Source organism: Novosphingobium kunmingense, assembly GCF_002813245.1.
Lineage (GTDB): Bacteria > Pseudomonadota > Alphaproteobacteria > Sphingomonadales > Sphingomonadaceae > Novosphingobium > Novosphingobium kunmingense.
The window spans coordinates 384,869-408,452 of record NZ_PHUF01000002.1; the positions used below are offsets into that span (position 1 = coordinate 384,869).

At 64.5% G+C, this 23,584-nt stretch carries 23 protein-coding genes; 12 read left to right on the plus strand and 11 right to left on the minus strand.

What is annotated here, in order from left to right:
* The first annotated feature begins 191 nt into the window (after nt 1–191).
* Complete coding sequence (locus B0I00_RS01925) at nt 192–941, plus strand: calcium-binding protein (protein ID WP_157812451.1); 750 nt, start codon at nt 192–194, stop codon at nt 939–941.
* Here B0I00_RS01925 and B0I00_RS01930 read toward each other — a convergent pair.
* The 3 genes from B0I00_RS01930 to B0I00_RS01940 are packed head-to-tail and all read right to left on the minus strand — an operon-like array spanning nt 938 to nt 3,827.
* Entirely contained in the window at nt 938–2,095 is a 1,158-nt protein-coding gene (locus B0I00_RS01930; RefSeq protein ID WP_100865661.1) for an iron-containing alcohol dehydrogenase, read from the minus strand. The two genes, B0I00_RS01925 and B0I00_RS01930, sit on opposite strands and share 4 nt — an antisense overlap.
* Nucleotides 2,096–2,098: 3 nt before the next feature.
* Nucleotides 2,099–3,139 (minus strand): amidohydrolase family protein, encoded by a 1,041-nt coding sequence (locus B0I00_RS01935; RefSeq protein ID WP_100865662.1) that lies wholly within the window; start codon nt 3,137–3,139, stop codon nt 2,099–2,101.
* 46 nt (nt 3,140–3,185) lie between these two features.
* A complete protein-coding gene (locus tag B0I00_RS01940; RefSeq protein ID WP_100865663.1) occupies nt 3,186–3,827 on the minus strand; it encodes a TetR/AcrR family transcriptional regulator in 642 nt (213 codons plus the stop codon).
* A gap of 77 nt (nt 3,828–3,904) precedes the next feature.
* Between B0I00_RS01940 and B0I00_RS01945 the strand changes: the two genes are divergently transcribed.
* From B0I00_RS01945 to B0I00_RS01965, 5 genes are read left to right on the plus strand one after another with little or no spacing between them, the layout of a single operon-like run.
* Nucleotides 3,905–4,642, plus strand: coding sequence for an SDR family NAD(P)-dependent oxidoreductase (locus B0I00_RS01945; protein WP_100866441.1), 738 nt, complete (start codon nt 3,905–3,907; stop codon nt 4,640–4,642).
* A gap of 14 nt (nt 4,643–4,656) precedes the next feature.
* Nucleotides 4,657–5,883 carry an acyl-CoA dehydrogenase family protein gene (locus tag B0I00_RS01950; protein ID WP_100865664.1) on the plus strand — a complete coding sequence of 409 codons (1,227 nt, stop codon included), beginning with the start codon at nt 4,657–4,659 and terminating at the stop codon, nt 5,881–5,883.
* 4 nt (nt 5,884–5,887) lie between these two features.
* A complete protein-coding gene (locus tag B0I00_RS01955; RefSeq protein ID WP_100865665.1) occupies nt 5,888–6,667 on the plus strand; it encodes an SDR family NAD(P)-dependent oxidoreductase in 780 nt (259 codons plus the stop codon).
* Nucleotides 6,668–6,679: 12 nt separating this feature from the next.
* Entirely contained in the window at nt 6,680–8,227 is a 1,548-nt protein-coding gene (locus tag B0I00_RS01960) for an acyl-CoA synthetase (protein ID WP_100865666.1), read from the plus strand.
* Between the two features lie 10 nt (nt 8,228–8,237).
* On the plus strand, nt 8,238–9,278 hold the full coding sequence (locus B0I00_RS01965; protein ID WP_100865667.1) for an alcohol dehydrogenase family protein: 1,041 nt from the start codon (nt 8,238–8,240) through the stop codon (nt 9,276–9,278).
* A 7-nt stretch (nt 9,279–9,285) separates the two neighbouring features.
* Here the strand turns inward: B0I00_RS01965 and leuA are convergent, their stop codons facing one another.
* Nucleotides 9,286–10,962, minus strand: a complete 1,677-nt coding sequence (gene leuA, locus B0I00_RS01970) for a 2-isopropylmalate synthase (RefSeq protein ID WP_100865668.1) — start codon at nt 10,960–10,962, stop codon at nt 9,286–9,288.
* Nucleotides 10,963–11,153: 191 nt separating this feature from the next.
* On the minus strand, nt 11,154–11,450 hold the full coding sequence (locus tag B0I00_RS01975) for a PilZ domain-containing protein (protein ID WP_100865669.1): 297 nt from the start codon (nt 11,448–11,450) through the stop codon (nt 11,154–11,156).
* 205 nt (nt 11,451–11,655) lie between these two features.
* On the opposite strand from B0I00_RS01975, the gene B0I00_RS01980 reads away from it, so the two are divergent.
* From B0I00_RS01980 to B0I00_RS01995, 4 genes are all read left to right on the plus strand, one after another.
* Nucleotides 11,656–12,873: a serine hydrolase domain-containing protein gene (locus B0I00_RS01980; protein ID WP_100865670.1), complete on the plus strand. Its 1,218-nt coding sequence runs from the start codon at nt 11,656–11,658 to the stop codon at nt 12,871–12,873.
* Nucleotides 12,873–13,289 carry a PaaI family thioesterase gene (locus B0I00_RS01985; protein ID WP_100865671.1) on the plus strand — a complete coding sequence of 139 codons (417 nt, stop codon included), beginning with the start codon at nt 12,873–12,875 and terminating at the stop codon, nt 13,287–13,289. The genes B0I00_RS01980 and B0I00_RS01985 overlap by 1 nt, the downstream gene beginning before the upstream one ends.
* 67 nt (nt 13,290–13,356) lie before the next feature.
* On the plus strand, nt 13,357–13,950 hold the full coding sequence (locus B0I00_RS01990; protein WP_232730079.1) for an HD domain-containing protein: 594 nt from the start codon (nt 13,357–13,359) through the stop codon (nt 13,948–13,950).
* A gap of 5 nt (nt 13,951–13,955) precedes the next feature.
* The gene (locus B0I00_RS01995; RefSeq protein WP_100865672.1) at nt 13,956–15,092 is read left to right on the plus strand and encodes an epoxide hydrolase family protein; all 1,137 of its coding nucleotides are present in this window, start codon (nt 13,956–13,958) and stop codon (nt 15,090–15,092) included.
* Nucleotides 15,093–15,100: 8 nt separating this feature from the next.
* Here the strand turns inward: B0I00_RS01995 and B0I00_RS02000 are convergent, their stop codons facing one another.
* A complete protein-coding gene (locus B0I00_RS02000; protein WP_100865673.1) occupies nt 15,101–15,745 on the minus strand; it encodes a YceI family protein in 645 nt (214 codons plus the stop codon).
* Nucleotides 15,746–15,824: 79 nt separating this feature from the next.
* Here B0I00_RS02000 and B0I00_RS02005 point away from each other — a divergent pair, with 79 nt between their 5' ends.
* Nucleotides 15,825–17,213, plus strand: a complete 1,389-nt coding sequence (locus B0I00_RS02005) for an amino acid permease (protein WP_100865674.1) — start codon at nt 15,825–15,827, stop codon at nt 17,211–17,213.
* Nucleotides 17,214–17,556: 343 nt separating this feature from the next.
* Here B0I00_RS02005 and ilvC read toward each other — a convergent pair whose 3' ends face one another.
* The 4 genes from ilvC to miaA form a co-directional block, all read right to left on the minus strand.
* A complete protein-coding gene (gene ilvC, locus B0I00_RS02010; protein WP_100865675.1) occupies nt 17,557–18,576 on the minus strand; it encodes a ketol-acid reductoisomerase in 1,020 nt (339 codons plus the stop codon).
* Nucleotides 18,577–18,638: 62 nt separating this feature from the next.
* Nucleotides 18,639–19,154 (minus strand): acetolactate synthase small subunit, encoded by a 516-nt coding sequence (ilvN, locus tag B0I00_RS02015; protein ID WP_100865676.1) that lies wholly within the window; start codon nt 19,152–19,154, stop codon nt 18,639–18,641.
* Between the two features lie 4 nt (nt 19,155–19,158).
* The gene (gene ilvB / locus B0I00_RS02020) at nt 19,159–20,901 is read right to left on the minus strand and encodes a biosynthetic-type acetolactate synthase large subunit (protein ID WP_100865677.1); all 1,743 of its coding nucleotides are present in this window, start codon (nt 20,899–20,901) and stop codon (nt 19,159–19,161) included.
* A gap of 151 nt (nt 20,902–21,052) precedes the next feature.
* Nucleotides 21,053–22,009 carry a tRNA (adenosine(37)-N6)-dimethylallyltransferase MiaA gene (gene miaA / locus B0I00_RS02025; protein ID WP_100866443.1) on the minus strand — a complete coding sequence of 319 codons (957 nt, stop codon included), beginning with the start codon at nt 22,007–22,009 and terminating at the stop codon, nt 21,053–21,055.
* On the opposite strand from miaA, the gene serB reads away from it, so the two are divergent.
* Entirely contained in the window at nt 22,002–22,880 is an 879-nt protein-coding gene (serB, locus tag B0I00_RS02030) for a phosphoserine phosphatase SerB (protein WP_232730080.1), read from the plus strand. The two genes, miaA and serB, sit on opposite strands and share 8 nt — an antisense overlap.
* Here serB and B0I00_RS02035 read toward each other — a convergent pair.
* Entirely contained in the window at nt 22,877–23,470 is a 594-nt protein-coding gene (locus tag B0I00_RS02035) for a cytochrome b family protein (RefSeq protein WP_100865679.1), read from the minus strand. The genes serB and B0I00_RS02035 overlap by 4 nt on opposite strands.
* Between the last annotated feature and the right edge of the window lie 114 nt (nt 23,471–23,584).

Consider the following 23,584-nt stretch of genomic DNA (forward strand, 5'->3'; position numbering starts at 1 on the left):
GTACGCCTTGATCCAGGTCAATCGGGGATCGGGCACAGCAACCGCCAAACCCGGCTATGCCGTAGCGTCATGGCGGCAACGACCCCGCCCATCCGCGCGATTTCGTGGTAAACACACACATCACGGACGAGTCGCTCTGCGATTTTTTCGGCGGAAATCTCGGCCAGCGCGCAAGCCAATGGGAGGCAGACATGGCGTTGATCGAGGGGAAGGCGGGATCGGACTTCATCAACGGTACCAGCAGGAAGGATACAATTTACGGCTACGGCGGCGATGACTGGATCTACGGCTTGGGCGGTGATGATCTGATATTTGGTGGTGGCGGCGCCGACTATCTGTCTGGCGGAGATGGGAACGACATCCTGAGAGGCGATCATGGCGATACGGCAATCGCGGAATCACTTGGCGACCATCTCGATGGCGGAGCCGGCAACGATGATCTCGGCGGCGGCTTCGGCGATGATCAACTGTTCGGCGGAACCGGCAATGACAAGCTTTGGGGCGACATGGGCAATGATTTCCTGGCAGGCGGTGACGGAGCGGACTGGCTGCGGGGTTTCACGGGGGAAGATACTCTCAATGGTGGCGCCGGAGCAGACATCTTTGACATCGGCACGGTCAGTTCATCCTCGCTGGCGACGTCGACTGACCCGCTCAATCCCTATGGGGTCGACCTTATCCAGGACTTCCAACAAGGCCTCGACCGGATCGACCTTTCGTTGATCGATGCCGATGGCGCGGGGAGCCTCAACGCTTTCTCCTGGATTGGACAAGCCGCGTTCACGGGTCAGTCCGGAGAGCTTCGCTTCAGCGCTGACCCCCTTTCGGGTCGTTCGGTGGTCGAAGGCGACGTCGACGGCGACGGCGCGGCCGATCTGACGATCTACGTAAGTTTCAACGCCCAAAGTGTTCAACTGACGGCAAGCGACTTCATCCTCTAGGCCCAGGCCCGGCGGTACAGCTCGATGATTTCCCCGGCTTCGGGAACGCGCGGGTTGTTGCCCGGCGACCCGCTGGCGAGGGCCTGCTCGGCCATCAGCGGGAGAAGGGCATCCCAGCGTTCCTTGTCTATGCCATAGGCGGCAGGCGTCGGCACCTTGAGGTCGGCATTGACCTGCTGCAGCGCTTCGACCAGACGGCCGACCGCGCCCTGGTCGCTCACTCCATCGTCGGACAGGCCCATCGCGCGGGCGCAGTCGGCGTAGCGGCAGAGGGCCGACGGCGCGCTCCACTGGGTGACGACCGGCATCAGCATGGCGTTCGACAGGCCGTGGCTCACATGGAAGTGCGCCCCGATCGGACGGCTCATCCCGTGGACCAGTGCGACCGAGCTGTTGGAAAACGCGATTCCGCCCTGAAGCGCGCCCATCATCAGTGCTTCGCGCGCGGTGCGATTGCCCGGATCGGCGCAGGCCAGCGGCAGGTTCGGCCAGATCAGCCGCATGGCGGTCAGCGCGGCGGCATCGGAAAACGGATTGGCGCGCTTCGATACGTAAGCCTCGATCGCGTGGACCAGGCTGTCGATGCCGGTGTCTGCCGTCAGCCGCGCGGGCTTTGTCAGGGTCAGTTCGTAATCGACTATCGCCACCGTGGGGAGATAGGCCAGCCCCGCACAGAGCATCTTCTCGTCGCTGGCCTCGTCGGTGATGACGGTGAAGCGGGTCGCTTCCGATCCCGTTCCGGCCGTGGTCGGCACGGCAATGATTGGCAGTCCGGGCTCGTCCTGCTGGTGCGGGGCCTTGAACGCGCTGACCGGAGCATCGCGCAAGGCCTTGACCGCGACGATCTTGGCCGTGTCGATCGGGCTGCCTCCACCAAGGCCTATCACGCAATCGTGCGTCGCTTCGCGCAGGAAGGCCAGTGCCGCCTCGACAGATGCGACGGTGGGATCGGTGACCACACCGCTGAAGCTGCGGACCGCGAACCCGGCCGTTTCCAATAGGTTTTCCACCCGCTCGAGCACGCCCGAGCCGGCAAGCCAGCCATCGGTCAGGACCAAGGGACGCGATAGGCCGAACTGCGCGAGTACCTCGGGCAGTTCGGCCAGCGTTCCGCCGCCGATGCGCATGGCGCGGGGCAGGTGGATCGCCGCCATCGATCAGGCCAGCAGGTGTTCCATGCCATAGAACCGCGCGGCGGATCCGGCATAGAGTTCGCGCTTCTCATCGGCCGAGGCGCCGGCGGTCAGCCGTTTGAAGGCGTTCCACAGCACCGGGTAGCTCGCCCCCCACTTGTCGACCGGGTAGTTGCTTTCGAACATCGCGCGGCGCGGACCGAAGGCTTCGATGCAGGTTTCGATATAGGGCTTCCACATCGCAGCCAGTTCTTCCGAGCCTAGCCCGGCGGCGGGGCCCTGTTCGGGCATTCCGGGGAACGACATGGCAAGGCCGCCCAGCTTAACCGAGACGTTCTCGCACTTGCCGATTTCGCGCATCTTCGTCGCCCAGGTGTCGAACCGCTCAGGCAGCTTGCCGCGATAACTGGCCGATCCGACCGGCGTGCCGCAATGGTCGAGGCAGATCGGCTGATCGGGGAAGGCGCGCGCCAGATCGAGCAGATCGTCGAGCTGAGGTTCGAGCAGCCAGGCATCGAAAGTAAGGTCCAGCGCGCCGAGATGCCGGAACCCTTCGCGAAAGGTGGCATCGCGGTACAGGCCTGCGGGATGGTGGAACGGCGGACCCAGGACGTCGGGATCAGCATCCCAGGCGGCAGCGTGGCGAATGCCCTTGAAGCGCGGGGTTGCGTCCATCAGCATTTCCAGCACGCGGCGGGCATCGTCGCCCAGGCTTAGGTCGGCATGACCGATGATCGCATCGCACAGGCGGATCGAGCCATAAAGGCCGCTGGCGCTCTGCGCGGCGACGCCGTTCACGTATTCGATCTCGCCGATGACCTTTTCGGCGTCGCCGGCCCCGGCGCGGTAAAAGGCGCCGCATTCCATGAACACCGTGCCGATCACGTTGTGTCCGCTGGTCGCATCGGCAAGCAGTTCGTTGAAGGTGTAGTAGGGCGTCAGCGCGATCGAGGCGAGAAAGCTGTGCAGCGGTTCGGGAAAGGCGCCCAGCACCGGTCGCAGGTCCCACAGGTGGTGATGCGGATCGATGATCGGCAGGTCAGGTTCCAGAATCGCTTCGGTCATGGGCGTCCTCTCTCGTCGTTCTTTCGTTCTGGGCAGTGTGCGGTCTTCAGTCGTCGAGTTCAATCATCGCAGTCAACGAGCGGGCGATCCTGCCCAAGGTGGCATCGGCGCTCCAGGTCGGGTGGGGGCGCGAACGGTCGGCCAGCTCGCCTTCGCGCGCCGCCAGGATCGATCCCAGCGCGGAGCCCATGAACAGCAGCCGCTGGTTTATTTCCTTGGCCGGAATCTGCGGCATCAGACGGCGGACGTGCGCGAAGCAACGCAGGTAGCCCGAGTTCCAGCGTCCCTCGAGCGCGTCCATGAAGGTCTGGCGATGGGCCAGCGCCAATCCGACGACAAAGCGGTTGTAGCATTCGCCGCCTTCGGGCGGGTCGTGGTCGATCGACGTGCGGACCAGACCCTCGACCACTTCGCGCACGGTCCGGGGGCCGCCGCGCGCCTCGACCGAATCGAGCCAGGCGTTGCGTTGGTCGTCGATCCGGCGCGCGCCGTCGACGATGATTGCGCGGACCAGTTCCTCCTTCGATCCGAAATAATAGCCGACCGCCGCGTGGTTCTTCTGTCCGGCGGCCTCGGCGATCTGACGCACGGTCACCCCGTCGACCCCGCGCTGGGCGAACAGCCGCAGGGCGACCGACTTCAGGTGTTCGGCCGCTTCGGGGCGAGGCGATGAAGGCACGGTTGCCATGGGGACAAATTGTAGTTTGACTCCCGGTTACGTCAATTGCATTATCCAAATGGATAAACGATCGAATGGAGAGAGGAGTGCAAAGCGACACTGACTTCACCGGCAAGCGCGTGCTTGTCGTCGGCGGATCGAGCGGGATCGGCAACGGCATTGCCCATGGCTTTCGGATGCGCGGCGCCGATGTCCACGTGTGGGGCACCCGCGGTTCGGCGGACGAATACGACGCGGCGGACGGATCGGACCTGACGGGGCTGGGCTACGCCTGCGTCGATGTCGGTGATCCCGACGCGATTGCGGCAGCGCCCTTGCCCTTTGACGGGCTGGACGTGCTGGTGCTGTGCCAGGGCACGGTGGTCTACAAGCGCGGCGAGTTCCAGCGCGAGGGCTGGGACCGGGTCATCGGCGTCAACCTCGACAGCCTGATGCACTGCGGGATGAAGTTTCGCGACGACCTGGCCGAGGCCAGGGGCAGCATGATTATCGTCAGCTCGATTTCGGGGCTCAAGGCCAACATCGGCAACCCCGCCTATGCCGCGTCGAAGGCCGGCGCGATCAGCCTGACCAAGACACTGGGCCAGGCCTGGGCGCCGCTGGGCATCCGCGTCAACGGCTTGGCCCCCGGCCTGGTCGATACCAAGCTCACCAAGGTGACCACCCAGCATCCCGATCGCCTCGCCGGCGCACTGGCCCATATCCCGCAGGGCCGCATGGGCACGCCGGCCGACATGGCCGGTACGGCCATCTTCCTCGCTTCCCCGCTCGCCTCCTATGTCACCGGCCACACGGTGATCGTGGATGGCGGCCTGTCCCTTTAAGAAAGGCATTTTCCATGGATTTCGAACACAGCGACAAGGTGAAGGACCTGCTGGCCAAGGTCAGCGCCTTCATGGACGAGCATATCTATCCCAACGAGCAGTCCTACCACGATTTCGTCACCGATCCGGCCAACATCTGGAAGGAATGGCCGGGGATGGAAGACCTCAAGGCCAAGGCCAAGGCGCAGGGGCTGTGGAACCTGTTCCTTCCGCATGAGTACGGCGCGTTCTCGCCGGGGCTGACCAACCTGGAATACGCGCCGATTGCCGAACTGCTTGGCCGCGTGCCGTGGTCGAGTCAGGTCCTCAACTGCTCGGCCCCTGATACCGGCAACATGGAAGTGCTGGCCAAGTACGGCAGCCCCCAGCAGCAGGAAAAGTGGCTGAGGCCGTTGCTCGATGGAACGATCCGTTCGGCCTATGTGATGACCGAACCGCAGGTCGCCTCGTCCGACGCGACCAATCTTGAACTGTCGATCACGCCCGACGGCGATGACTATGTCCTCAACGGGCGCAAGTGGTGGATCTCGAACGCGATGCATCCGCGGTGCGACATCTGGATCGTGATGGGCAAAACCGATTTCAACGCCCCGCGCCACGCGCAGCATTCGCAGATCCTGGTCGAACCGGACACTCCCGGCATTACCATCGTGCGCCACCTGACCGTGTTCGGATCGCACAATTCGCCCGGCGGCGAATGCGAACTGCGCTTCGACAACGTGCGCGTGCCCAAGGAAAACCTGATCCTTGGCGAGGGACGCGGCTTCGAGATCGCGCAAGGGCGCCTTGGCCCGGGCCGCATCCACCACTGCATGCGCTCGATCGGGCAGGCCCAGCGTGCGCTCGAGATCATGGCCCGACGGGTCGACAGCCGCGTCGCCTTCGGCAAGAAGCTGGCCGACCAGTCGAGCATCCGCCAGGAAGTGGCCAAGAGCTTTTGCGAAATCGAGATGTCGCGCCTGCTGACGCTGAAGGCGGCCGATGCGATGGATCGCTATGGCAACAAGGTGGCGAAGGACCTGATCGCCGCGATCAAGGTCGTCGCCCCGCAGATGGCGCAGACCGTCTGCGACCGCGCGATCCAGGCCCATGGCGGCATGGGTGTTTCCGACGACACGCCGGTCGCCCGGTTCTTCACGCTGAACCGCTTCGTGCGCATCGCCGACGGCCCGGACGAAGTGCACATGAGCCAGCTCGGGAAGTCGAAGATCAAGGAATACGTCTCGATGAACGAGCGGTAAGGCCATGGCCTCGCTGTTCGATCTGACCGGCAAGGTGGCTCTGGTTACCGGCGGCAACAACGGCATCGGGCTGGGCATGGCGGAAGGCCTTGCCCAGCACGGCGCCACCGTCGTGATCTGGGGCACCAACGCCGAACGCAACGCCGCCGCGGCCGAGACTCTGCGCAAGCATGGCGGAGAAGTGCGGCACGCGCAGGTAGATGTGTCAGACGAAGCGGCGGTGGCGTCCGGCGTTCAGGCCATCGTCGACGAGTTCGGGCGGATCGACCAGGCAATCGCCAACGCCGCTATCTCGATCTCGCGCAAGAGCGTTTTCGAGATCACCGAGGACGACTTCCGCCGGATCGAGGCGGTGAATGTCCACGGCGTGCTGTTCACGCTGCGCGAAGCGGCGAAGCACATGATCGCGCGGCACGAGACCGGCGACAGCGGCGGTTCGCTGATCGGCATCTCCTCGACCTCCGCGATCCACGGCGCGGCGCGAAACGAACATTACGCGGCCACCAAGGGCGCGGTGGTGACGATGATCCGGGCGATGGCGGTCGAACTGGCCCGCTACGGCATCACCGCCAACTCGATCCTGCCGGGCTGGACCCGTTCCGGGATGACCGAGGGCCTGCAAGGCTGGGACAAGTTCACCGAAGCCGTGATCGGCCGGGTGCCGCGCGGCGACTGGCTCGACGGGTCGGACTTCGCAGCTATCGCGGTCTACTTCGCCAGCCGCGGATCCCGCAACCATACCGGCGATACGATCGTCATCGACGGCGGCTACACCATCTACTGACGGAGCGCGCGCATGGGCTGGATCAAGAGCGGCGACCAGACACTGACGGCGGAGCAGTTCGATGACCGCGCTCGCCGCGCCGCCAGTGCAATGGCGGCCTTGGGCGTCGCGGCGGGAGACGGCGTAGCGCTCTACCTGCGCAACGATCTGGCCTATTTCGAAGCGGTGTTCGGGGCGGGGCTGCTCGGCGTCTATCCGGTGCCGGTCAACTGGCACTACACGCCGGACGAGGCGAACTACCTGTTGAACGACAGCGCGGTGAAGCTGCTGGTCATCCACGCCGATCTTTACGGTCCCGTCAGCCATGCCATCCCGGACGGCCTGCCGGTGGTGATCGTCGAAACCCCGCCGGAAATCCGCACCGCCTACAATCTTGGCGAGGTGCCAAATCCGCTGGGCTTGCCGCTGTGGAACGATCTGGTTGCAGCCGCCGAGCCGTGGCAGGGCGAGGCCGGAATTGCGCCCGGGTCGATTATCTACACCGGCGGCACGACCGGACGTCCCAAGGGCGTGAAGCGCCCCGCTTTCAGCGAGGAGCAGAACGCGGCGGTCAGCGCCATGCTTGCCTGGTCCTACGGCTATGGCGATGTTCTGGCCGGCACCCGCGATCCGGCGACCATCACCACGGCGGTGATCGGCCCGGTCTATCACGCGGCGCCCAACGCCCATTCGGGTTTCTCGATCCGCGCGGGCACCAACGTGGTGATCTGTCCGCGCTTCGATGCTGAGGGACTGCTCGCCCTCATCGAGAAGGAGCGGATCACGCACCTCAACATGGTGCCGATCATGTTCAACCGCCTGCTGCGCCTGCCAGAGGAGGTGAAAGGCAAGTACGATCTGTCCAGCCTCGAATACGTCACCCACGCCGCCGCGCCGTGCCCGCCGCCGGTCAAGCGCGCGATGATCGAATGGTGGGGGCCGGTGATCTGGGAATATTACGGCTCGACAGAGATGGGCAACGTCACCGGCTTGTCGTCTGAGGAGTGGCTGGCCCATCCGGGATCGGTCGGCAAGGTCATGCCGGGCGCCACCGTGCGGGTCGTGGACGAAGCGGGCAACGATGTCGCCCCCGGCGAGATCGGCGAGGTCATGGGCCGCAACAGTTACGGCATCGATTTCACCTACCAGAACGCGCCAGAAAAGCGCCGCCAGATGGAACGTTATGGCCTCGTGACCCCGGGCGACATGGGCTACTTTGACGCCGACGGGTTCCTCTATCTGTGCGACCGGATCAACGACATGATCATCTCGGGCGGGGCCAACATCTACCCCGCCGAGATCGAGGCCGAGCTGCACAAGTTGCCCGGCGTTGCCGACTGCGCGGTGTTCGGCATTCCCAACGAAGAGTTCGGCGAAGAGGTAATGGCCGTAGTGCAGCCGATGCCGGGCGTCACGCTGCACGCCGATGACCTGCGCGCCGATCTGCGCAAGGTGCTGACCAGCTACAAGGTGCCGCGGCGGATCGAGTTTGCCGATGCCCTGCCGCGCGAGGATTCGGGCAAGATCTTCAAGCGCAAGTTGCGCGAACCCTTCTGGGAAGGGCGCGAGCGGCGCATCTGAGAGGACGATAATGAAAGCTCTGCGATACTACGGCGAACGCGACGTCCGCTACGAGACGATGGACGATCCCGATCCTCAATCGGTGCGTGATGCCGTGGTCAAGGTCGACGCCTGCTCGATCTGCGGGTCGGACCTGCACATCTACCACGGCCACGGCTTTTCCGAGGATGTGGGCTTCTGTGTCGGCCATGAGGCCGTGGGCGAGGTCATGGAAGTGGGCAGCGGCGTTCACCGGCTCAAGGTTGGCCAGAAGGTCATGCTTCCCGCAGCGGTGGGTTGCGGCCAATGCCGGTCGTGCCTTGCCGGTGTGGTCAACACCTGCGAGTTCAGTGCCGGGTCCTGCTATGGCCTCTCGGCGAAGCTGCAAGGCTCGCAGGCCGACGCGGTGCGCGTGCCCGCCGCCGACATGAACGCGGTGCCGATCCCCGACGGGGTCAGCACCGAACAGGCCCTGATGATGACCGACGCGCTCGCCACCGCCTGGTTCGGTGCTCGCAATGCCGATATCAAGCCGGGGTCGAGCGTGGCGATCGTCGGGCTCGGTCCGATTGGCCTCATGGCGGTCGACAGCGCCTTCGTGATGGGCGCGCACGTGGTCTACGCAATTGACCCGATCGCCGAACGGCGCAAGCTGGCCGAGGAATCGGGCGCAATCGCGCTCCATCCCGATGAGGCGATGGAGCGGATCAAGGACGATACCAAGGGCATGAAGCTCGACTGCGCGGTCGAAGTCGTCGGCAGCGACGCCACGGTCGATTTCGCGCTGCGTCTGGTGCGCAAGCGCGGCACCGTTTCGGTGATCGGCGTGCAGCAATCGCGACGCTTCCCGTTCCCGCTCGAACGTGCCTTCGCCGGAGGGCTGACCTTCCGCGCCGGGACCTGTTCGGTGCCGGAGGAACTCCCCGCGCTGTTCCCGCTGGTCCAGTCGGGCCGTCTGCGCCCCGAGCGCTACATCAGCCACCGCATGCCGCTGAGCGACGGAGCGGAAGCCTATCGGTTGTTCGAGGCGCGCGAGGCCGGCGCGCTCAAGATGGTGCTGACGCCGGACTGACCGGCGCTTACCCCTCGGTCGCGGCGTTCGCGGCGCTAAGCACGGCGCGGACGCTGGCCGTGGCCACGTCCTCGTCGATCCCGACACCCCAGATCGTCTTGCCCTGCGGCGTTACGCATTCGACATAGGCCGCCGCGCGCGCATCCGACCCTGCGGTCATCGCGTGTTCGGAATAGTCCTTTACCTCGAGCGATACGCCGAAGGCGTCGTTGAGCGTGCCGACCACCGAACTGATCAGTCCGTTGCCGCGGCCCGAGACCGAGCGTTCCCTGCCGTCGAGCTCGATCTTGCCGGCGAACAGCCGGGTACCGTCAGTGGCCTTGGATTCCTCGTAGTCGACCAGCTGGAAATGCTGCGGGGTGTTGAGCTTGTAGGTCTTCTGGAACACCGCCCAGATATCCTCTGCGAACAGCTCACGGCCCAGATCGTCAGCCAGGCTCTGCACGCGGTTGGAAAAGTGCGCCTGCATCTTCTTGGGTAGCTTCAGGCCCTGGTCCTGTTCGAGAACCCAGGCAAACCCGCCCTTGCCGGACTGCGAATTGACCCGGATCACCGCTTCGTAGCTGCGCCCGAGGTCTGCCGGATCGATCGGGAGATAGGGCATTTCCCAGACCGGATCGTTCTTCGCCTCCATTGCGGTGAAGCCCTTCTTGATCGCGTCCTGGTGGCTCCCCGAGAACGAGGTGTAGACCAGTTCGCCGACATAGGGATGGCGTGGGTGGATCGGCAGCTGATTGCAGTATTCGACCGTCTTGGCGATCGCGTCGATGTCCGAGAAGTCGAGTTCGGGATCGACGCCCTGCGTATACATGTTGAGCGCGACGGTAACGATGTCGCAGTTGCCGGTGCGCTCGCCATTGCCGAACAGGCAGCCTTCAACCCGGTCCGCGCCGGCCATCAGGCCCAGTTCGGCGGCCGCGATACCCGTGCCGCGATCGTTATGGGTGTGCAGGCTGATCACCACGCTGTCACGGTTGGGGATCAGGCGTCCGAACAGTTCGATCTGGTCGGCATAGATATTGGGGGTGGCGCATTCGACCGTTGCCGGCAGGTTGAAAATGATCGGCTTGTCGGGTGTCGGCTGCAACACGTCCATCACTGCGGCGCAGACCTCGACCGAATACTCGACTTCGGCCGTCGAAAAGGTCTCGGGGCTGTATTCGAAGCGCCAGTCGGTGCCGGAATAGCGCGCCGCCTGGTCGCGGACGACCTTGGCTCCATCGACCGCGATCTGCTTGATCTCGGCCATGTCCATGCCGAACACGACCTTGCGCCAGACCGGCGACACCGCGTTGTAGAAGTGGACGATCGCCGTCTTCGCGCCCTCGAGGCTGGCAAAGCTGGTCTCGATCAGGTCGCGTCTGGACTGCGTCAGGATCTGGACGGTGACGTCGTCGGGAATGCGGCCCGAACGAACGAGGCCCGAGATGAAATCGAAGTCGGTGGCGCCCGAAGCCGGGAACCCGACCTCGATCTCCTTGACACCGACCTTGAGTAGCAGGTCGAAGAAACGACTTTTCTTCTCCGCGCCCATCGGATCGATCAGCGCCTGGTTGCCGTCGCGAAGGTCTGTCGACAGCCAGCGCGGCGCCTGCGTGATCGCGCGGCTCGGCCACTGCCGGTCGGGCAGGTTGATGAGCGGGAAGGGACGGTACTTGTCCCCGGGGGTCTTCAGCATGGTCATGTCGGGCCTCGGCTCGGCTAAATGCGACTATCGGGTGCGGTTAGATATCCCTTGAGCGGCGCTGCGTGCCGTTCAGGTCGCACGCCAGCCTACGCCCAAGGGCGGATAAGTCGCAGGGTAAGACCAAGAGCGAGAGTCATGGCCGCAGCCTATGGCTTCGGCAGATCGTGATGTAAAGGGCGAAAGCCTGCTTAGCGCCGTGGGCGCAGTTGCCCGATCAGGTTTTCGAACACGGCGTCGTGGAGATCGCGTTCGAATTCAATCCCGACGAGGCCGTTCTCGATCCACAGCACCTTCGATGGCATGAACTCGAGCCCTGGCAGGCGGACCAGCACCCGCGCGCCCTCCTCGAACGAGATGGCCTTGCGTTCCACCATGCAGCCCGCGATCGACAGATCGAGAACGTCGACTTCCGCCACCATGCCCGATTTCATGCGGCATTTGGCGCGGATCGACGGGCGGACGGCAATGGTCTCTTCGGTTTCCATGGGTCGTGCCTCTGAGCCGGGGTTCGTGATGGATTCCCTATTGCAGAACGGCCTTGGCAATTGCCTTCGAGGTCTGGGCAATGCGCGGCAAACAGGTGTGGTTAGCGATCGTGAAGGGATGTTTCGACGTCGGCGAAACGCGCTTGCGGCGGCGACGCGCAGGGGCAATACAAAGGAAACTGCAGGAACAAAGATGGGAGCGGGAATGGCGATTTCGATCAATACGACGGGGTTTGACACGGATCGCCTGGCCCTGATCGACGCTTTCCTGAAGGAACGGTATCTCGACACCGGTCGCCTTGCCAACGCGCAGTTGCTGATTTCCCGCGAAGGCGCCATCGCCCACTTTTCGTCGCAGGGGCCGGCCCGCGAGGGCGGCGCAGCTCTGCGCGACGATGCCTTGTTCCGCATCGCGTCGATGACCAAGCCGGTCACCTCGATCGCCTTCATGATGCTGGTGGAGGAGGGCAAGGTCGCCCTTGATACGCCGGTGGCGAAGGTCCTGCCCGAACTGGCCGGCCTTGCAGTCTACAACGGCGGCGGAGGCGGCGTCGCCTTCCAGACGAAGCCGCTGGCCCGGCCGCTGCTGATGGTCGATCTGCTGCGCCACACATCCGGGTTCACCTACGGCTTCCAGAACCGGGGTAACGTCGATGCCGCCTACCGCGACGGCAAGATCGAGAACTGGCACGACAATCTGACGCTTGATGAATTCGTCGCCGCGCTCGGCAAGATCCCGCTTGAGTTCTCGCCCGGGGAGAGCTGGAACTATTCGGTGTCGACCGACGTGCTCGGCGCCGTCGTGCAGCGGCTGTCGGGCGTGCCGCTGGACGAATTCCTGGCGACGCGGATCTTCGCGCCACTCAAGATGGACGATACGTTCTTCACCGTTCCGGCGGACAAGATCGACCGATTGACCGACTGCTATTCGATGGTGCCGGGCAAGGGCCGCGTGTTGACCGATCGCGGTGCCGACAGCGCATGGAGCCGGCCGCCGCGGCTCGTATCGGGTGGCGGCGGGCTGGTCTCCACCGCACTCGACTACAACCGCTTCTGCCAGATGCTTCTTAACGGCGGCTCGTACGACGGCGCGCGGATCGTCGGGCGCAAGACGATCGACCTGATGACCCAGAACCACCTGCCCGATGGTGGGGATCTGGCGTCGTGGTCCAAATCGATGTTCAGCGAAGCCTCGAACGCGGGCGTTGGTTTCGGTCTTGGATTCGCTGTCACGCAGAACGTGGCGAAGCTGATGATCCCCGGGAGTGTCGGCGAATACTACTGGGGCGGGCTCTATTCGACCGCTTTCTTCGTCGATCCGGCCGAGCGGATGACCATGGTTTTCATGACCCAGCTTGCCCCCAGTTCGACGTGGCCGGTCCGGCGCGAGTTGCGCACGCTGATCTATTCGGCGCTGGCCTGATGGACGATCTCTACACGACCATGGGCCTGGTCGAGGTCCGCGAGATGGATCCGGCCGGGCGCGCCGTGCTGGTCTATGAGGCGCGGCCGGGCATGTGCCATTCGGGCGGGGTGGTGCAGGGCGGATTCGTTACCGGATGGATCGACGCGGCCATGGCCCACGCGGCCATCGCGAAAAACGGCGACAGCGTCACGCCGATGACGCTTGAACTGAAAGTCAGCTTTTTCGCGCCCGCACGGCCAGGACCGGTCATCGCCGAAGGCTGGGTCGAACGGCACGGCCGACGCACCTGTTTCTATGAAGGCTGCCTCAAGGACAGCGCGGGGACGGTGCTGGCCAAGGGAACATCGACGATCCTCCTTGCCGACCGCGCCCGGATCGAGGCGGCATCGCGCGCCGCACAGGCGCCGTCCTGACGATTTTCGGTTGGTTTAATCGCCCGATTAGGCATAGTCTGCCGCCAAACGGACGAGGGAGATGGCAATGGCCGATCACGACCTGATGGACGCCACCGCGCAGTTTCACACGATGGCCGAAGGCACCCAGGAAGACTGGGACATCATCATGACCCACATGAAGCCCTTCGCCCAGAACGGCGGGGCACGGGTGCTCGATCATCTCAAGCTGCTCGACGGCGATTGCGGTGGCTTCGCGGTAGACCGGCTGACCCACTGCCTGCAGACCGCCACTCGCGCGCACCGCGACGGGCGGAGCGAGGACTACGTGGTCATGGCGCTGCTGCACGATATCGGCGACACGCTGGGGGCGTTCAACCACCCCGATATCGCCGCCGCGATCGTCAAGCCCTTCGTCTCGGACGAACTGCACTGGATCACCCAGCACCACGGCATCTTCCAGGGCTACAACTTCTTCCACTACATCGGGCTCGATCGCAACATGCGCGACCAGTTCCGCGGCCACGAACACTATCAGGCGACCGCCGAATTCATCGAGAAATACGATTGCCCGGCCTTCGATCCGGACTACGACACAGCGCCGCTGTCGTTCTTCGAGCCGATGGTGATGAAGCTGTTCGAGCGGCCCCTGACCAGCGTCTACAAGCGATCGATGGAATAGGACGCGTGACCGCGATCCGGCCCTTCACGCTGGACGTAGCCCAGCCGCATCTCGACGACCTCAAGGCCCGGCTTGCGCAGACCCGGTGGCCCGAAAGGGAGACCGTCGACGACTGGTCGCAGGGCGCGCCGCTCGAGGCGGTCAAGGACCTCGTCGGCTATTGGCGGCGCGACTATGACTGGCGACGGTGCGAGGCGCGGCTCAATGCGCTGGGACAGTTCGTCACCGAGATCGACGGGCTCGACATCCACTTCCTCCATGTCCGGTCGCCCTATCCCGAAGCCATGCCGCTGGTCATTACCCATGGCTGGCCCGGATCGGTGATCGAGTTCATGGGCGTGATCGAACAGCTGGCCGACCCGGTCCGTTTCGGCGGCCGGGCCGAAGACGCGTTTCACGTCGTTGCGCCGTCGCTCCCCGGTTTCGGCTTTTCGGGCAAGCCGGCCACCAAGGGCTGGGGCGTCGAACAGATCGGCCGCGCCTGGGGCCAGCTCATGGCACGGCTCGGCTACACCCGGTGGGTCGCGCAGGGCGGCGACTGGGGCAGCGCGGTTACGACTGCGATCGGGGTGCAGAATGTCGCCGGGTGCATCGGCATCCACATCAACATGCCGATCGGCCGCCCGACCGAAGCGGACCTTGCCAATCCGACGCCTGCCGAACTGAAGGCACTGACCGCGCTCAAGCATTATCAGGACTGGGATTCGGGCTATTCGACCCAGCAGCGCACCCGGCCGCAGACCGTAGGTTATGGATTGGTCGATTCGCCGGCCGGTCTTGCCGCCTGGATATTCGAGAAGATGTGGGCCTGGACCGACAACGAGGGTTCGCCGTACGACGCGCTCAGCCGCGATCAGATCCTCGACAACATCATGCTCTACTGGCTGCCGGCGACAGGCGCGTCTTCGGCGCGGCTCTATTGGGAAAGCTTCGGCAGTTTCGTTCCCCAGGAGATCGCGGTTCCGGTCGGCGTCAGCGCCTTTCCCAAGGAAATCCTGCCGACCCCGCGCAAGTGGGCGGAGCGCAACTACAAGCGTCTCGTCCACTGGGGCACGTTGGAGAAGGGCGGTCATTTCGCCGCCTGGGAGCAGCCGGAGGCCTTTGTCGGCGAATTGCGCACGGCTTTTGCGCTGATGCGCTGACGTGGCCGCTATTTCTTGAAGGCTGCCGCGATGTCGAGCGTGACCTCGTCGGACACCAGCGGGATGATGAACGTCAGGCCGAAATCGCTGCGCTTGATCGTGGCGCGCGCGGTAAAGCCGACGTTTTCCGCCCCGCCCATCATCGCCGGCGCTTTACCCGCACCATAGAAACTGGCCGCAAGCACGACCGGTTTGGTGACGCCGTTGAGCATCAGGTTGCCGCTGATCATGGCGCGCTGATTACCCAGCACCTTGACGCCGGTCGACACGAACCTGGCCGGGGCCGGGTTGGGGCCGAAGAAATCAGGCTTGGCACCGGCTTCCTTGGCAGCGCGCAACAGGTGTCCGGTCAGGTCCTTGTTGGCCGTTGTTACCTCCGCCACCGGGATGCTGACGTCGACCCTGGCTGCAGCCGGGTTCTTCGGGTCGAGGACCAGGGTTCCGGTCACGTTGCCGAATATGCCGGTGTAGGGTGAAAAACCGAAGTGGTCGACGGTCCAACTGACAAGCGTGTGGGCCGGGTCGACGCTGTAAGTCCCGCCGGTGATCCCGGTGACGGACTTGCTTCCCGGCTTTTGCAGTGCCGGCTGAGCACCCAGCGGAGCGATGAGGGCGGCAGTCAGAAAAACGACGGACAGCAATCGCTTGTGCATGGTTTTAGCTCCGGTCTGGACAGGCCCACCTGTCTAGAGGACATCGTTTGCCTGACAAGGCCGAACAGGGGGTTGCGCCATGCCGAATGCCGTGCCTGCCGAGGATGTTGCCGCTGGGGCCTATGGCGCGCCCGGTCTCAGCCAGAGCTTGCAGAACCGCCATATCTCTATGATCGCCATCGGCGGAATCATCGGTGCGGGATTGTTCGTCGGTTCGTCCACTACCATCTCGCAGGTCGGCCCCGCGGCCGTCGTTACCTATGCCCTGGCCGGTCTCATCATCATGCTGGTCATGCGGATGATCTCGGAAATGGCCATGGCGATGCGCGGGGTTCAGGCCTTCCCCGATTTTGCGCGCGCCGGGATCGGCCATTGGGCCGGGTTCCTGTCCGGCTGGCTCTATTGGTATTTCTGGGTCGTGGTCGTCGCCATCGAGGCGATTGCCGGGGCCAAGATCCTGGCAGATTGGTTCCCGCAATTCCCGACCTGGCAGATCGGCGTAATGCTGATGGCGCTGCTCACCGGGGTAAACCTGTTGTCCACGCGCTCCTATGGCGAGTTCGAGTTCTGGTTTTCGTTGATGAAGGTGGTCGCGATCGTTGCCTTCATCTTTGTGGCCGGCGCCTGGGCCTTCGGGATCAGCAGCCCCTCGGGATCGACTTTCGCCAACCTGAGCGCCCACGGCGGATTTGCGCCCAATGGCTGGGGCGTGGTGTTGGCCGCCGTGACATCGACGATCTTTGCGCTCTGCGGCGCCGAGATTTCAACCATTGCCGCTGCCGAAAGCGCCGAGCCGGCCAAGGCGGTCGCCCGCCTGTCGCTTACCGTGACCGTCCGCATCGTGGTGTTCTACATCCTTGCAATCCTGATGATCGTCGCGGTGGTGCCGTGGACGCAGATCGTGCCGGGCTATTCGCCTTTCGCCTCCACTCTGGCGGCGATGAACATGAGCGGAGGCGAGACGATCATGAACCTGGTCGTGCTGGTGGCGGTGCTGTCGTGCCTCAATTCCGGGCTCTATGTCACCTCGCGCACGCTGTTCGGCCTTGCCAGCCACGGCGATGCGCCGCAGTGGCTGGTCGCGGTCAACAAGCGCAAGGTGCCGGCGCGCTCGATCCTTGTCGCCAGCCTGTTTTCCTATGGCGCGCTGGCGATGGAGCGGATCAGCCCGGACACCGTGTTCAGCTTCCTGCTCAACTCGTCGGGCGTGACGATGCTGCTGCTCTACCTGATGGTTGCCGTTGCTCAATTGCGCACACGCACCCGCGTCGAGCAGCAGGATCCGGCATCGCTTGAGCTGAAGATGTGGTTCCACCCCTTCGCCACCTTGTTCGCGATCGCGGCGATGCTGGCGGTGGTGCTGTTCATGGCGATCGATCCCGCGCTGGCCAGCCAGTTCTGGGCGAGTCTGGCGGTCGCGGCGCTGTTCCTGCTGGGCTTTGCCGCGATGAGCCTCAGTCGGCGCTGACGCCGTTGCCAGAAGCCTTGAGCGTCGCCTTGTGCGCTGCACTTTCGATCCTGCGAAACTGCTGCTCGATCAGCCGAATTGCGCTCCGCATTACCCGGTCAACAAATCCGAATACGGCCTGCCACGAATTGACCACATCGCGAAAACGCCAATTGGCGCCTGCCTCGCGAAGACGCTGTAGGTGGCTTGTATGGCCAATGAAGGGGTGTTCCGTAAGCTCGTCTAACGTCCCGGGGGGAGGGGGTTAAGTCGAGGCAAACTGACGATGAGCAGGGCCTATCGCATCGAATAGAAAGTGCCGGGGCGGACTATCGCGCCCGCCTCGGCACCTGCCTTTGCTGGATCAGTTCTTTTCCTGATCGACCAGCTTGTTCTTGCCGATCCACGGCATCATCGCGCGGAGCTGAGATCCGGTCTGTTCGATCGGGTGGGCTTCGGCGGCCTTGCGGGCTGCCTTCAGTTCGGGCTGGCCGGCGCGGTTGTCGAGGACGAAGTTCTTGACGAAGCGGCCCGACTGGATGTCGGCCAGCACGCGCTTCATCTCGGCCTTGGTCTCGTCGGTGATGATCCGCGGGCCAGTGGTGATGTCGCCGTACTCGGCGGTGTTGCTGATGGAATAGCGCATGTTGGCGATACCACCCTCGTAGAGCAGGTCGACGATCAGCTTGGTTTCGTGGAGGCACTCGAAATAGGCCATTTCGGGGGCGTAGCCGGCCTCGACCAGCGTTTCGAACCCGGCCTGGATCAGGTGCGTGATCCCGCCGCAAAGCACGGCCTGTTCACCGAACAGGTCGGTCTCGCACTCTTCCTTGAAGTTGGTCTCGATGATGCCCGAGCGGCCGCCGCCGACGCCCGAAGCATAGGCCAGCGCCACGTCATGGGCATTGCCGGTCGCGTCCTGATGGATCGCGATCAGGCAGGGCACGCCACCGCCACGCTGGTATTCGCTGCGCACGGTGTGGCCGGGACCCTTGGGCGCAATCATGATGACGTCGATGTCGGCGGGAACCTCGATCAGCCCGAAGTGGATGTTGAGGCCGTGGGCGAAGGCCAGCGCAGCGCCCGGCTTCATGTTGCCCTTGAGGTCGTTTTCCCAGATCGCGGCCTGGTGCTCGTCGGGCGCGAGGATCATCAGGATGTCGGCCCAGCTGGCCGCGTCGCTGTTCGACAGCACCTTGAAGCCGGCTGCTTCCGCCTTCCTGGCGCTGGCCGATCCCGGGCGCAGCGCGATGGCCACGTCCTTGACCCCGCTGTCGCGCAGGTTTTGAGCGTGGGCGTGGCCCTGCGATCCGTAACCAAGGATTGCGATCTTCTTGCCCGTGACCAGGTTCAGGTCGGCGTCGGAGTCGTAATAAACCTTCATGACTTTCCCGTTCTTTTGCAGTCGTCATCGCGCGATGACGGATAGGTGGTATTGAAACTGGTTCAGACCGCTTCGGCCCCGCGCATCATGCCTACGACGCCGGTGCGTCCGACCTCGACCAGGCCGAGCTCGCGCATCAGGGCGACGAAGCGGTCGATCTTGTCGGGCGATCCGGTCAGTTCGAAGATGAAGCTGCTGGTCGTGGTGTCGATCACCTTGGCGCGAAACACGTCAGCCAGGCGCAGCGCCTCGACCCGATGCTCGCCCGTGCCGGCAACCTTTACCAGTGCCAGCTCGCGTTCGACGTGGTCACCCATTTCGGTGAGGTCGACGACCTTGTGGACCGGCACCAGCCGGTCCAGCTGCGCATGGATCTGGTCGATCACCGCAGGAGGTCCGTGGGTGACGATCGTGATCCGGCTGACCGCATGGTTTTCGGTGATGTCGGCCACGGTGAGGCTGTCGATGTTGTAGCCGCGCGCAGTGAACAGGCCGGCGATCTTGGCAAGGATCCCGGCTTCGTTGTCGACCGTGATGGTCAGGACGTGGCGTTCCGACGCCTCATGCTTGATTTTCATGGGGTTACACCAGCGCCTTGGCTTCGTCGTCCATCGATCCGGCAACCTTGTCGCCATAGAGGATCATCTCGGTATGGGCCGCGCCCGACGGGATCATCGGGAAGCAGTTGGCTTCCTTGGCCACCAGGCAATCGACGATCACCGGCCCGTCATGGTCGATCATGGCCTGGATGCCGGCGTCGAGCTGGCTCTCGTTCTCGATGCGGATGCCCTTCCAGCCATAGGCCTCGGCTAGCTTCACGAAATCGGGCAGGCTGTCCGAATAGGAGTTCGAATAGCGGCTTTCGTAGGTCAGTTCCTGCCATTGGCGGACCATGCCCATCCATTCGTTGTTGAGCACGAAGATCTTGACCGGCAGGCGGAACTGCGTGGCCGTGCCCAGTTCCTGGATATTCATCTGGATCGAGGCGTCGCCCGCGATGTCGATGACCAGGCTGTCGGGGTTGCCGAGCTGCGCGCCGATCGCGGCGGGCAGGCCATATCCCATGGTGCCGAGGCCACCCGAGGTCAGCCACTTGTTGGGCGAGAAGAAGTGGAAGTACTGCGCCGCCCACATCTGGTGCTGACCGACTTCGGTGGCGATGATCGGGTCTTTGTCGCGGGTCAGCGCGAACAGGCGTTCGACCGCAAGCTGCGGCATGATTGCCTTTGCGTCGGCCGGATAGGCGAGACTGTCGCGCGAGCGCCAGCCATCGATCTGGGCCTTCCACGGCGCAAGGTCTTGGGGCTTGCGGCTGCCCCAGGCGGTGATCAGCTGGTCAAGCACCTTGCCGCAGTCGCCCAGGATCGGCAGGTCGACCTGAACCGTCTTGTTGATCGAGGCACGGTCGATATCGATGTGGATCTTGGTCGAATTGGGTGAGAATGCGTCGAGCCGTCCGGTAACCCGGTCATCGAAGCGCGCGCCGATGCAGACGATCAGGTCGGCCCGGTTCATCGCCATGTTGGCTTCGAAGGTGCCGTGCATCCCCAGCATGCCTAGCCATTCGGGATGATCGGCCGGGAAAGCGCCGAGCCCCATCAGCGTCGAGGTGACCGGCGCGCCAGTGAGGCGCTGCAACTCGCGCAGCCGCTCGGTCGCGTTGGGTCCCGAATTGATCACCCCACCGCCGGTATAGAAGACCGGCGCCTTGGCATTGGCGAGCAATTCGATCGCGCGGGCAATGTCCCGCTCCCCACCGGTCGACGGCGGGTTGTAACGCTTCGGACGCTGCGGCGGCGCATCGCTCCACGTGGCCGACGCGACCTGCACGTCCTTGGGAATGTCGATAACCACCGGGCCGGGGCGACCGGTGGTGGCGATCTCGAATGCCTCGTCGATTATCGCGGCGAGTTCGGAAGGGTCCTTAACCAGGTAGTTGTGCTTGGTGCAGTGGCGGGTGATGCCGATGGTGTCGGCTTCCTGGAACGCGTCCGATCCGATCAGCGCCGACGAGACCTGTCCGGTTATGACGACCAGCGGAATCGAATCCATGAAGGCATCGGCAATGCCGGTAACGGCATTGGTCGCGCCGGGGCCCGAGGTAACGAGCACGACGCCGGGTTTTCCGGTGGACCGGGCATAGCCTTCGGCGGCATGGGCCGCGCCGGCTTCGTGGCGGACCAGGATATGCCGGATCCGGGCATCATCGAACAACGCATCATAGATCGGCAGCACCGCGCCGCCGGGGTAGCCGAACACGAATTCGACGCCCTGGCGGGCCAGGCTTTCGACCAGGATCGACGCGCCGCTGCGCTCTTCACTCACGTCTTCAGACCTTTCACCTTGCGACCTGCGTTCCCACTAAAAGACCGACCCGGCGCAGGGTTGCTGCGCCGGGCCACCTCTCCAACTCTGGAACGTGCCGGAAAACCGGCTTGTCGGGTGCCCTATGAGACAGTTTGTATCATGTCAAGCGCTAAGTGCGCAATAATTGTGCGAATGAGGCGCTGATATCGTAATTAATATCGTCGAGGCGCGGCCAATCGCCGGGTGGCTGCTGGCGGAACCACGTATATTGTCTTTTGGCATAGTTGCGGGTCGCTTGCGCCCCGCGCTTCAGGCAAGCGATACGGTCTATTTCTCCGGACAGCAGTGCCGCCATCTCCGATACGCCGATCGCGCGCATCACCGGCATTGCGGGATCGATCTGACGGGCGAGCAAGGTCTGCACCTCTGCCAGGCCGCCGCCGTCGAGCATCTCGGTGAAGCGCCGGTCGCAGCGCTCGTAAAGCCAGTCGCGCGGGGGCAGCAGCAGGGCGGGGTGAAGGGTGACCTTGCCGCCGATGCCGCCGACCAACTCGTCTTGCCAGGAGGCCATGGGTCTTCCGGTCGAGCGGACGATCTCGAGCGCGCGAGCGATGCGGGTGGTGTCGGCCGGGGCAAGGCTTGCCGCCCGCTCGGGATCTTCTGCCTGCAACGCGCAATAGGCGTCGGCCACGGGAAGCGCGCGGACCGCGCTGCGGATCGCAGGATCGATCGGCGGTACCGGCGCGATCCCGTCGAGCAGCGTGCGGATGTACAGGCCCGTCCCGCCGACCAGGATCGGCACGCCGCCTGCCTCGTGGATACTTGCGATCTCTGCGCGGGCCGCAGCGGCCCAGTCGGCGGCAGAGCAGGCGGTCGCTCCATCCCAGGTGCCGAAAAGGCGGTGCTCGATGCCGCGCATGTCCTCGGCCGTCGGACGGGCGCTGAGCACGGCAAGGTCGGCATAGACCTGCGCACTGTCGGCGTTGACCACCACGGCGCCACGCCCACGCGCCTCCAGCGCCTCCGCCAGCCGGACCGCCAGATCGCTCTTGCCGCTGGCGGTCGGCCCTGCAATGAGCGCCAGCGGCGGCTTTGGGGCCGATTCAGGAGATCCGGACGTGCTCATTGCCCGCGTGATAGCAGAACCTTCGGCGCTGTCTGCCTCTGGCGACAAGGCTGTGCAGGCGCTCGAGGCGGCGGGCCTGATCGTGCGCACCATGGATGCTCTTGCCGGGTTCGACGACGTGGTCGAACTGGCGATCGAGGGCGAGGCCGCCGCTGCCCGTGCCGCGATCGATAGTGCGCTGCACCCTTCTGACCTCCTGCTCAGCCGTGGTGCGCCGGTCGTGCCCGGCGTCTTCGTATCGGACATGGATTCGACAATGATCGGGCAGGAATGCATCGACGAGCTGGCCGACTTTGCCGGCCTCAAGGACCGTATCGCCGCGATTACCGAGCGGGCCATGCAGGGCGAGCTCGACTTTGCCGAGGCGCTGAGCGAGCGCGTGCGACTGCTCGACGGACTATCCGTGGATGCAATCGAGCAGTGTCTTGCCGAACGCATCCGGCCGATGCCCGGCGCACGGGTGCTGGTCGAGACGCTGAAAGCGCACGGCTGCGCGACGGTGCTGGTTACCGGCGGCTTTCACCAGTTTGCCGATCCGGTGGCCGAGTGGCTCGGATTCGAGGATGTCGTCGGAAACCGCCTGGCGACGGGGCAGGGACATCTGACCGGCGGCCTGGTCGGCGACATAGTCGACAGCTCGGTCAAGGAACGCGTGCTGCGCGAGGCTGTGATCCGCCACGACGCCGCGGCCAGTCTCGCCACCGGGGACGGAGCCAACGATATTCCGATGCTGGTCGCAGCCGACTATGGCTTTGCCTATCACGCCAAGCCCAAGGCGCGCGCGGCGGCCAACGGTGCGATCGATCGCGGCGACCTGACCAGCGTCCTCAAGCTGCTGGGCATTCCGCAGACCGACTGGGCAGGCGCCTAGGCGGCGGCGGGCCGCCGGGTTCGCCCCTGGAACCGGACGGCGATGCGCAAGGTCAGCGCGGCGAGCGCCGTAATCGTTCCGGACAGGCCGATCGACATCGTTCCGGGTTGCATGATGCGGCCCGCATAGCTCGCCAGGAACACGAACCACAGCCAGTGGATGCCCAGAGCGTGCAGGCGCCGCCAATTGGTGCCCAGTGCGCGCATCGCGGCGTCATTGCTGGTCGCCACCATGACGAACATCAGCGCATAGCCGGTGCCGGCAACGAACCAGACCAGCGGCGGGCGGGTCTCGCCGCTGACCTGCAGGAACGTGACCAGCGCGCCGAGATGCACCGTATGGGCCGCAGCAAAACCAAGGCCCCACCAGCGCCGGTCGCGCCACACGGCCCGGGTGACGTCGTTGCGCCACAGCCGGCCCACGGCGCTGGCGCTGTAGGCGACAATGAAGAGCGGGAAGCCGACGCGTGCCGTCCACCGGGCGGCAAGCCGCCATTGCTCGATGGTATCGTCTCCGCTGAACAGTCCCGATGCGAGTGCCGCCAGTCCAAGCGCGAGGCCCAGTCCCAGGGGCCATTGCCGTGCCGTCATCGTTCGTCCTTCCCGTAAGGCGAAGATGCCACGATAGGTAGGCGATTTGCAACTTGTCTTGGTGGTGGGGGTGATGTATTGACAGTTTTGTAAGTAAATTGATCTAGCAGGCCC

Excerpts from the sequence above, each read along its gene's own strand:
- B0I00_RS01990 (WP_232730079.1), top strand. The coding sequence starts at position 13,357 with ATGGCCGATCACGACCTGATGGACGCCACCGCGCAGTTTCACACGATG.
- B0I00_RS01930 (WP_100865661.1), bottom strand. The coding sequence starts at position 2,095 with ATGGCGGCGATCCACCTGCCCCGCGCCATGCGCATCGGCGGCGGAACG.
- B0I00_RS01975 (WP_100865669.1), bottom strand. The coding sequence starts at position 11,450 with ATGGAAACCGAAGAGACCATTGCCGTCCGCCCGTCGATCCGCGCCAAA.
- B0I00_RS02000 (WP_100865673.1), bottom strand. The coding sequence starts at position 15,745 with ATGCACAAGCGATTGCTGTCCGTCGTTTTTCTGACTGCCGCCCTCATC.
- B0I00_RS02005 (WP_100865674.1), top strand. The coding sequence starts at position 15,825 with ATGCCGAATGCCGTGCCTGCCGAGGATGTTGCCGCTGGGGCCTATGGC.
- miaA (WP_100866443.1), bottom strand. The coding sequence starts at position 22,009 with ATGAGCACGTCCGGATCTCCTGAATCGGCCCCAAAGCCGCCGCTGGCG.
- ilvN (WP_100865676.1), bottom strand. The coding sequence starts at position 19,154 with ATGAAAATCAAGCATGAGGCGTCGGAACGCCACGTCCTGACCATCACG.
- B0I00_RS01965 (WP_100865667.1), top strand. The coding sequence starts at position 8,238 with ATGAAAGCTCTGCGATACTACGGCGAACGCGACGTCCGCTACGAGACG.
- B0I00_RS01950 (WP_100865664.1), top strand. The coding sequence starts at position 4,657 with ATGGATTTCGAACACAGCGACAAGGTGAAGGACCTGCTGGCCAAGGTC.
- B0I00_RS01960 (WP_100865666.1), top strand. The coding sequence starts at position 6,680 with ATGGGCTGGATCAAGAGCGGCGACCAGACACTGACGGCGGAGCAGTTC.
- B0I00_RS01925 (WP_157812451.1), top strand. The coding sequence starts at position 192 with ATGGCGTTGATCGAGGGGAAGGCGGGATCGGACTTCATCAACGGTACC.
- B0I00_RS01940 (WP_100865663.1), bottom strand. The coding sequence starts at position 3,827 with ATGGCAACCGTGCCTTCATCGCCTCGCCCCGAAGCGGCCGAACACCTG.
- B0I00_RS01935 (WP_100865662.1), bottom strand. The coding sequence starts at position 3,139 with ATGACCGAAGCGATTCTGGAACCTGACCTGCCGATCATCGATCCGCAT.
- B0I00_RS01985 (WP_100865671.1), top strand. The coding sequence starts at position 12,873 with ATGGACGATCTCTACACGACCATGGGCCTGGTCGAGGTCCGCGAGATG.
- B0I00_RS01980 (WP_100865670.1), top strand. The coding sequence starts at position 11,656 with ATGGCGATTTCGATCAATACGACGGGGTTTGACACGGATCGCCTGGCC.
- B0I00_RS01955 (WP_100865665.1), top strand. The coding sequence starts at position 5,888 with ATGGCCTCGCTGTTCGATCTGACCGGCAAGGTGGCTCTGGTTACCGGC.
- leuA (WP_100865668.1), bottom strand. The coding sequence starts at position 10,962 with ATGACCATGCTGAAGACCCCCGGGGACAAGTACCGTCCCTTCCCGCTC.
- ilvC (WP_100865675.1), bottom strand. The coding sequence starts at position 18,576 with ATGAAGGTTTATTACGACTCCGACGCCGACCTGAACCTGGTCACGGGC.
- B0I00_RS02035 (WP_100865679.1), bottom strand. The coding sequence starts at position 23,470 with ATGACGGCACGGCAATGGCCCCTGGGACTGGGCCTCGCGCTTGGACTG.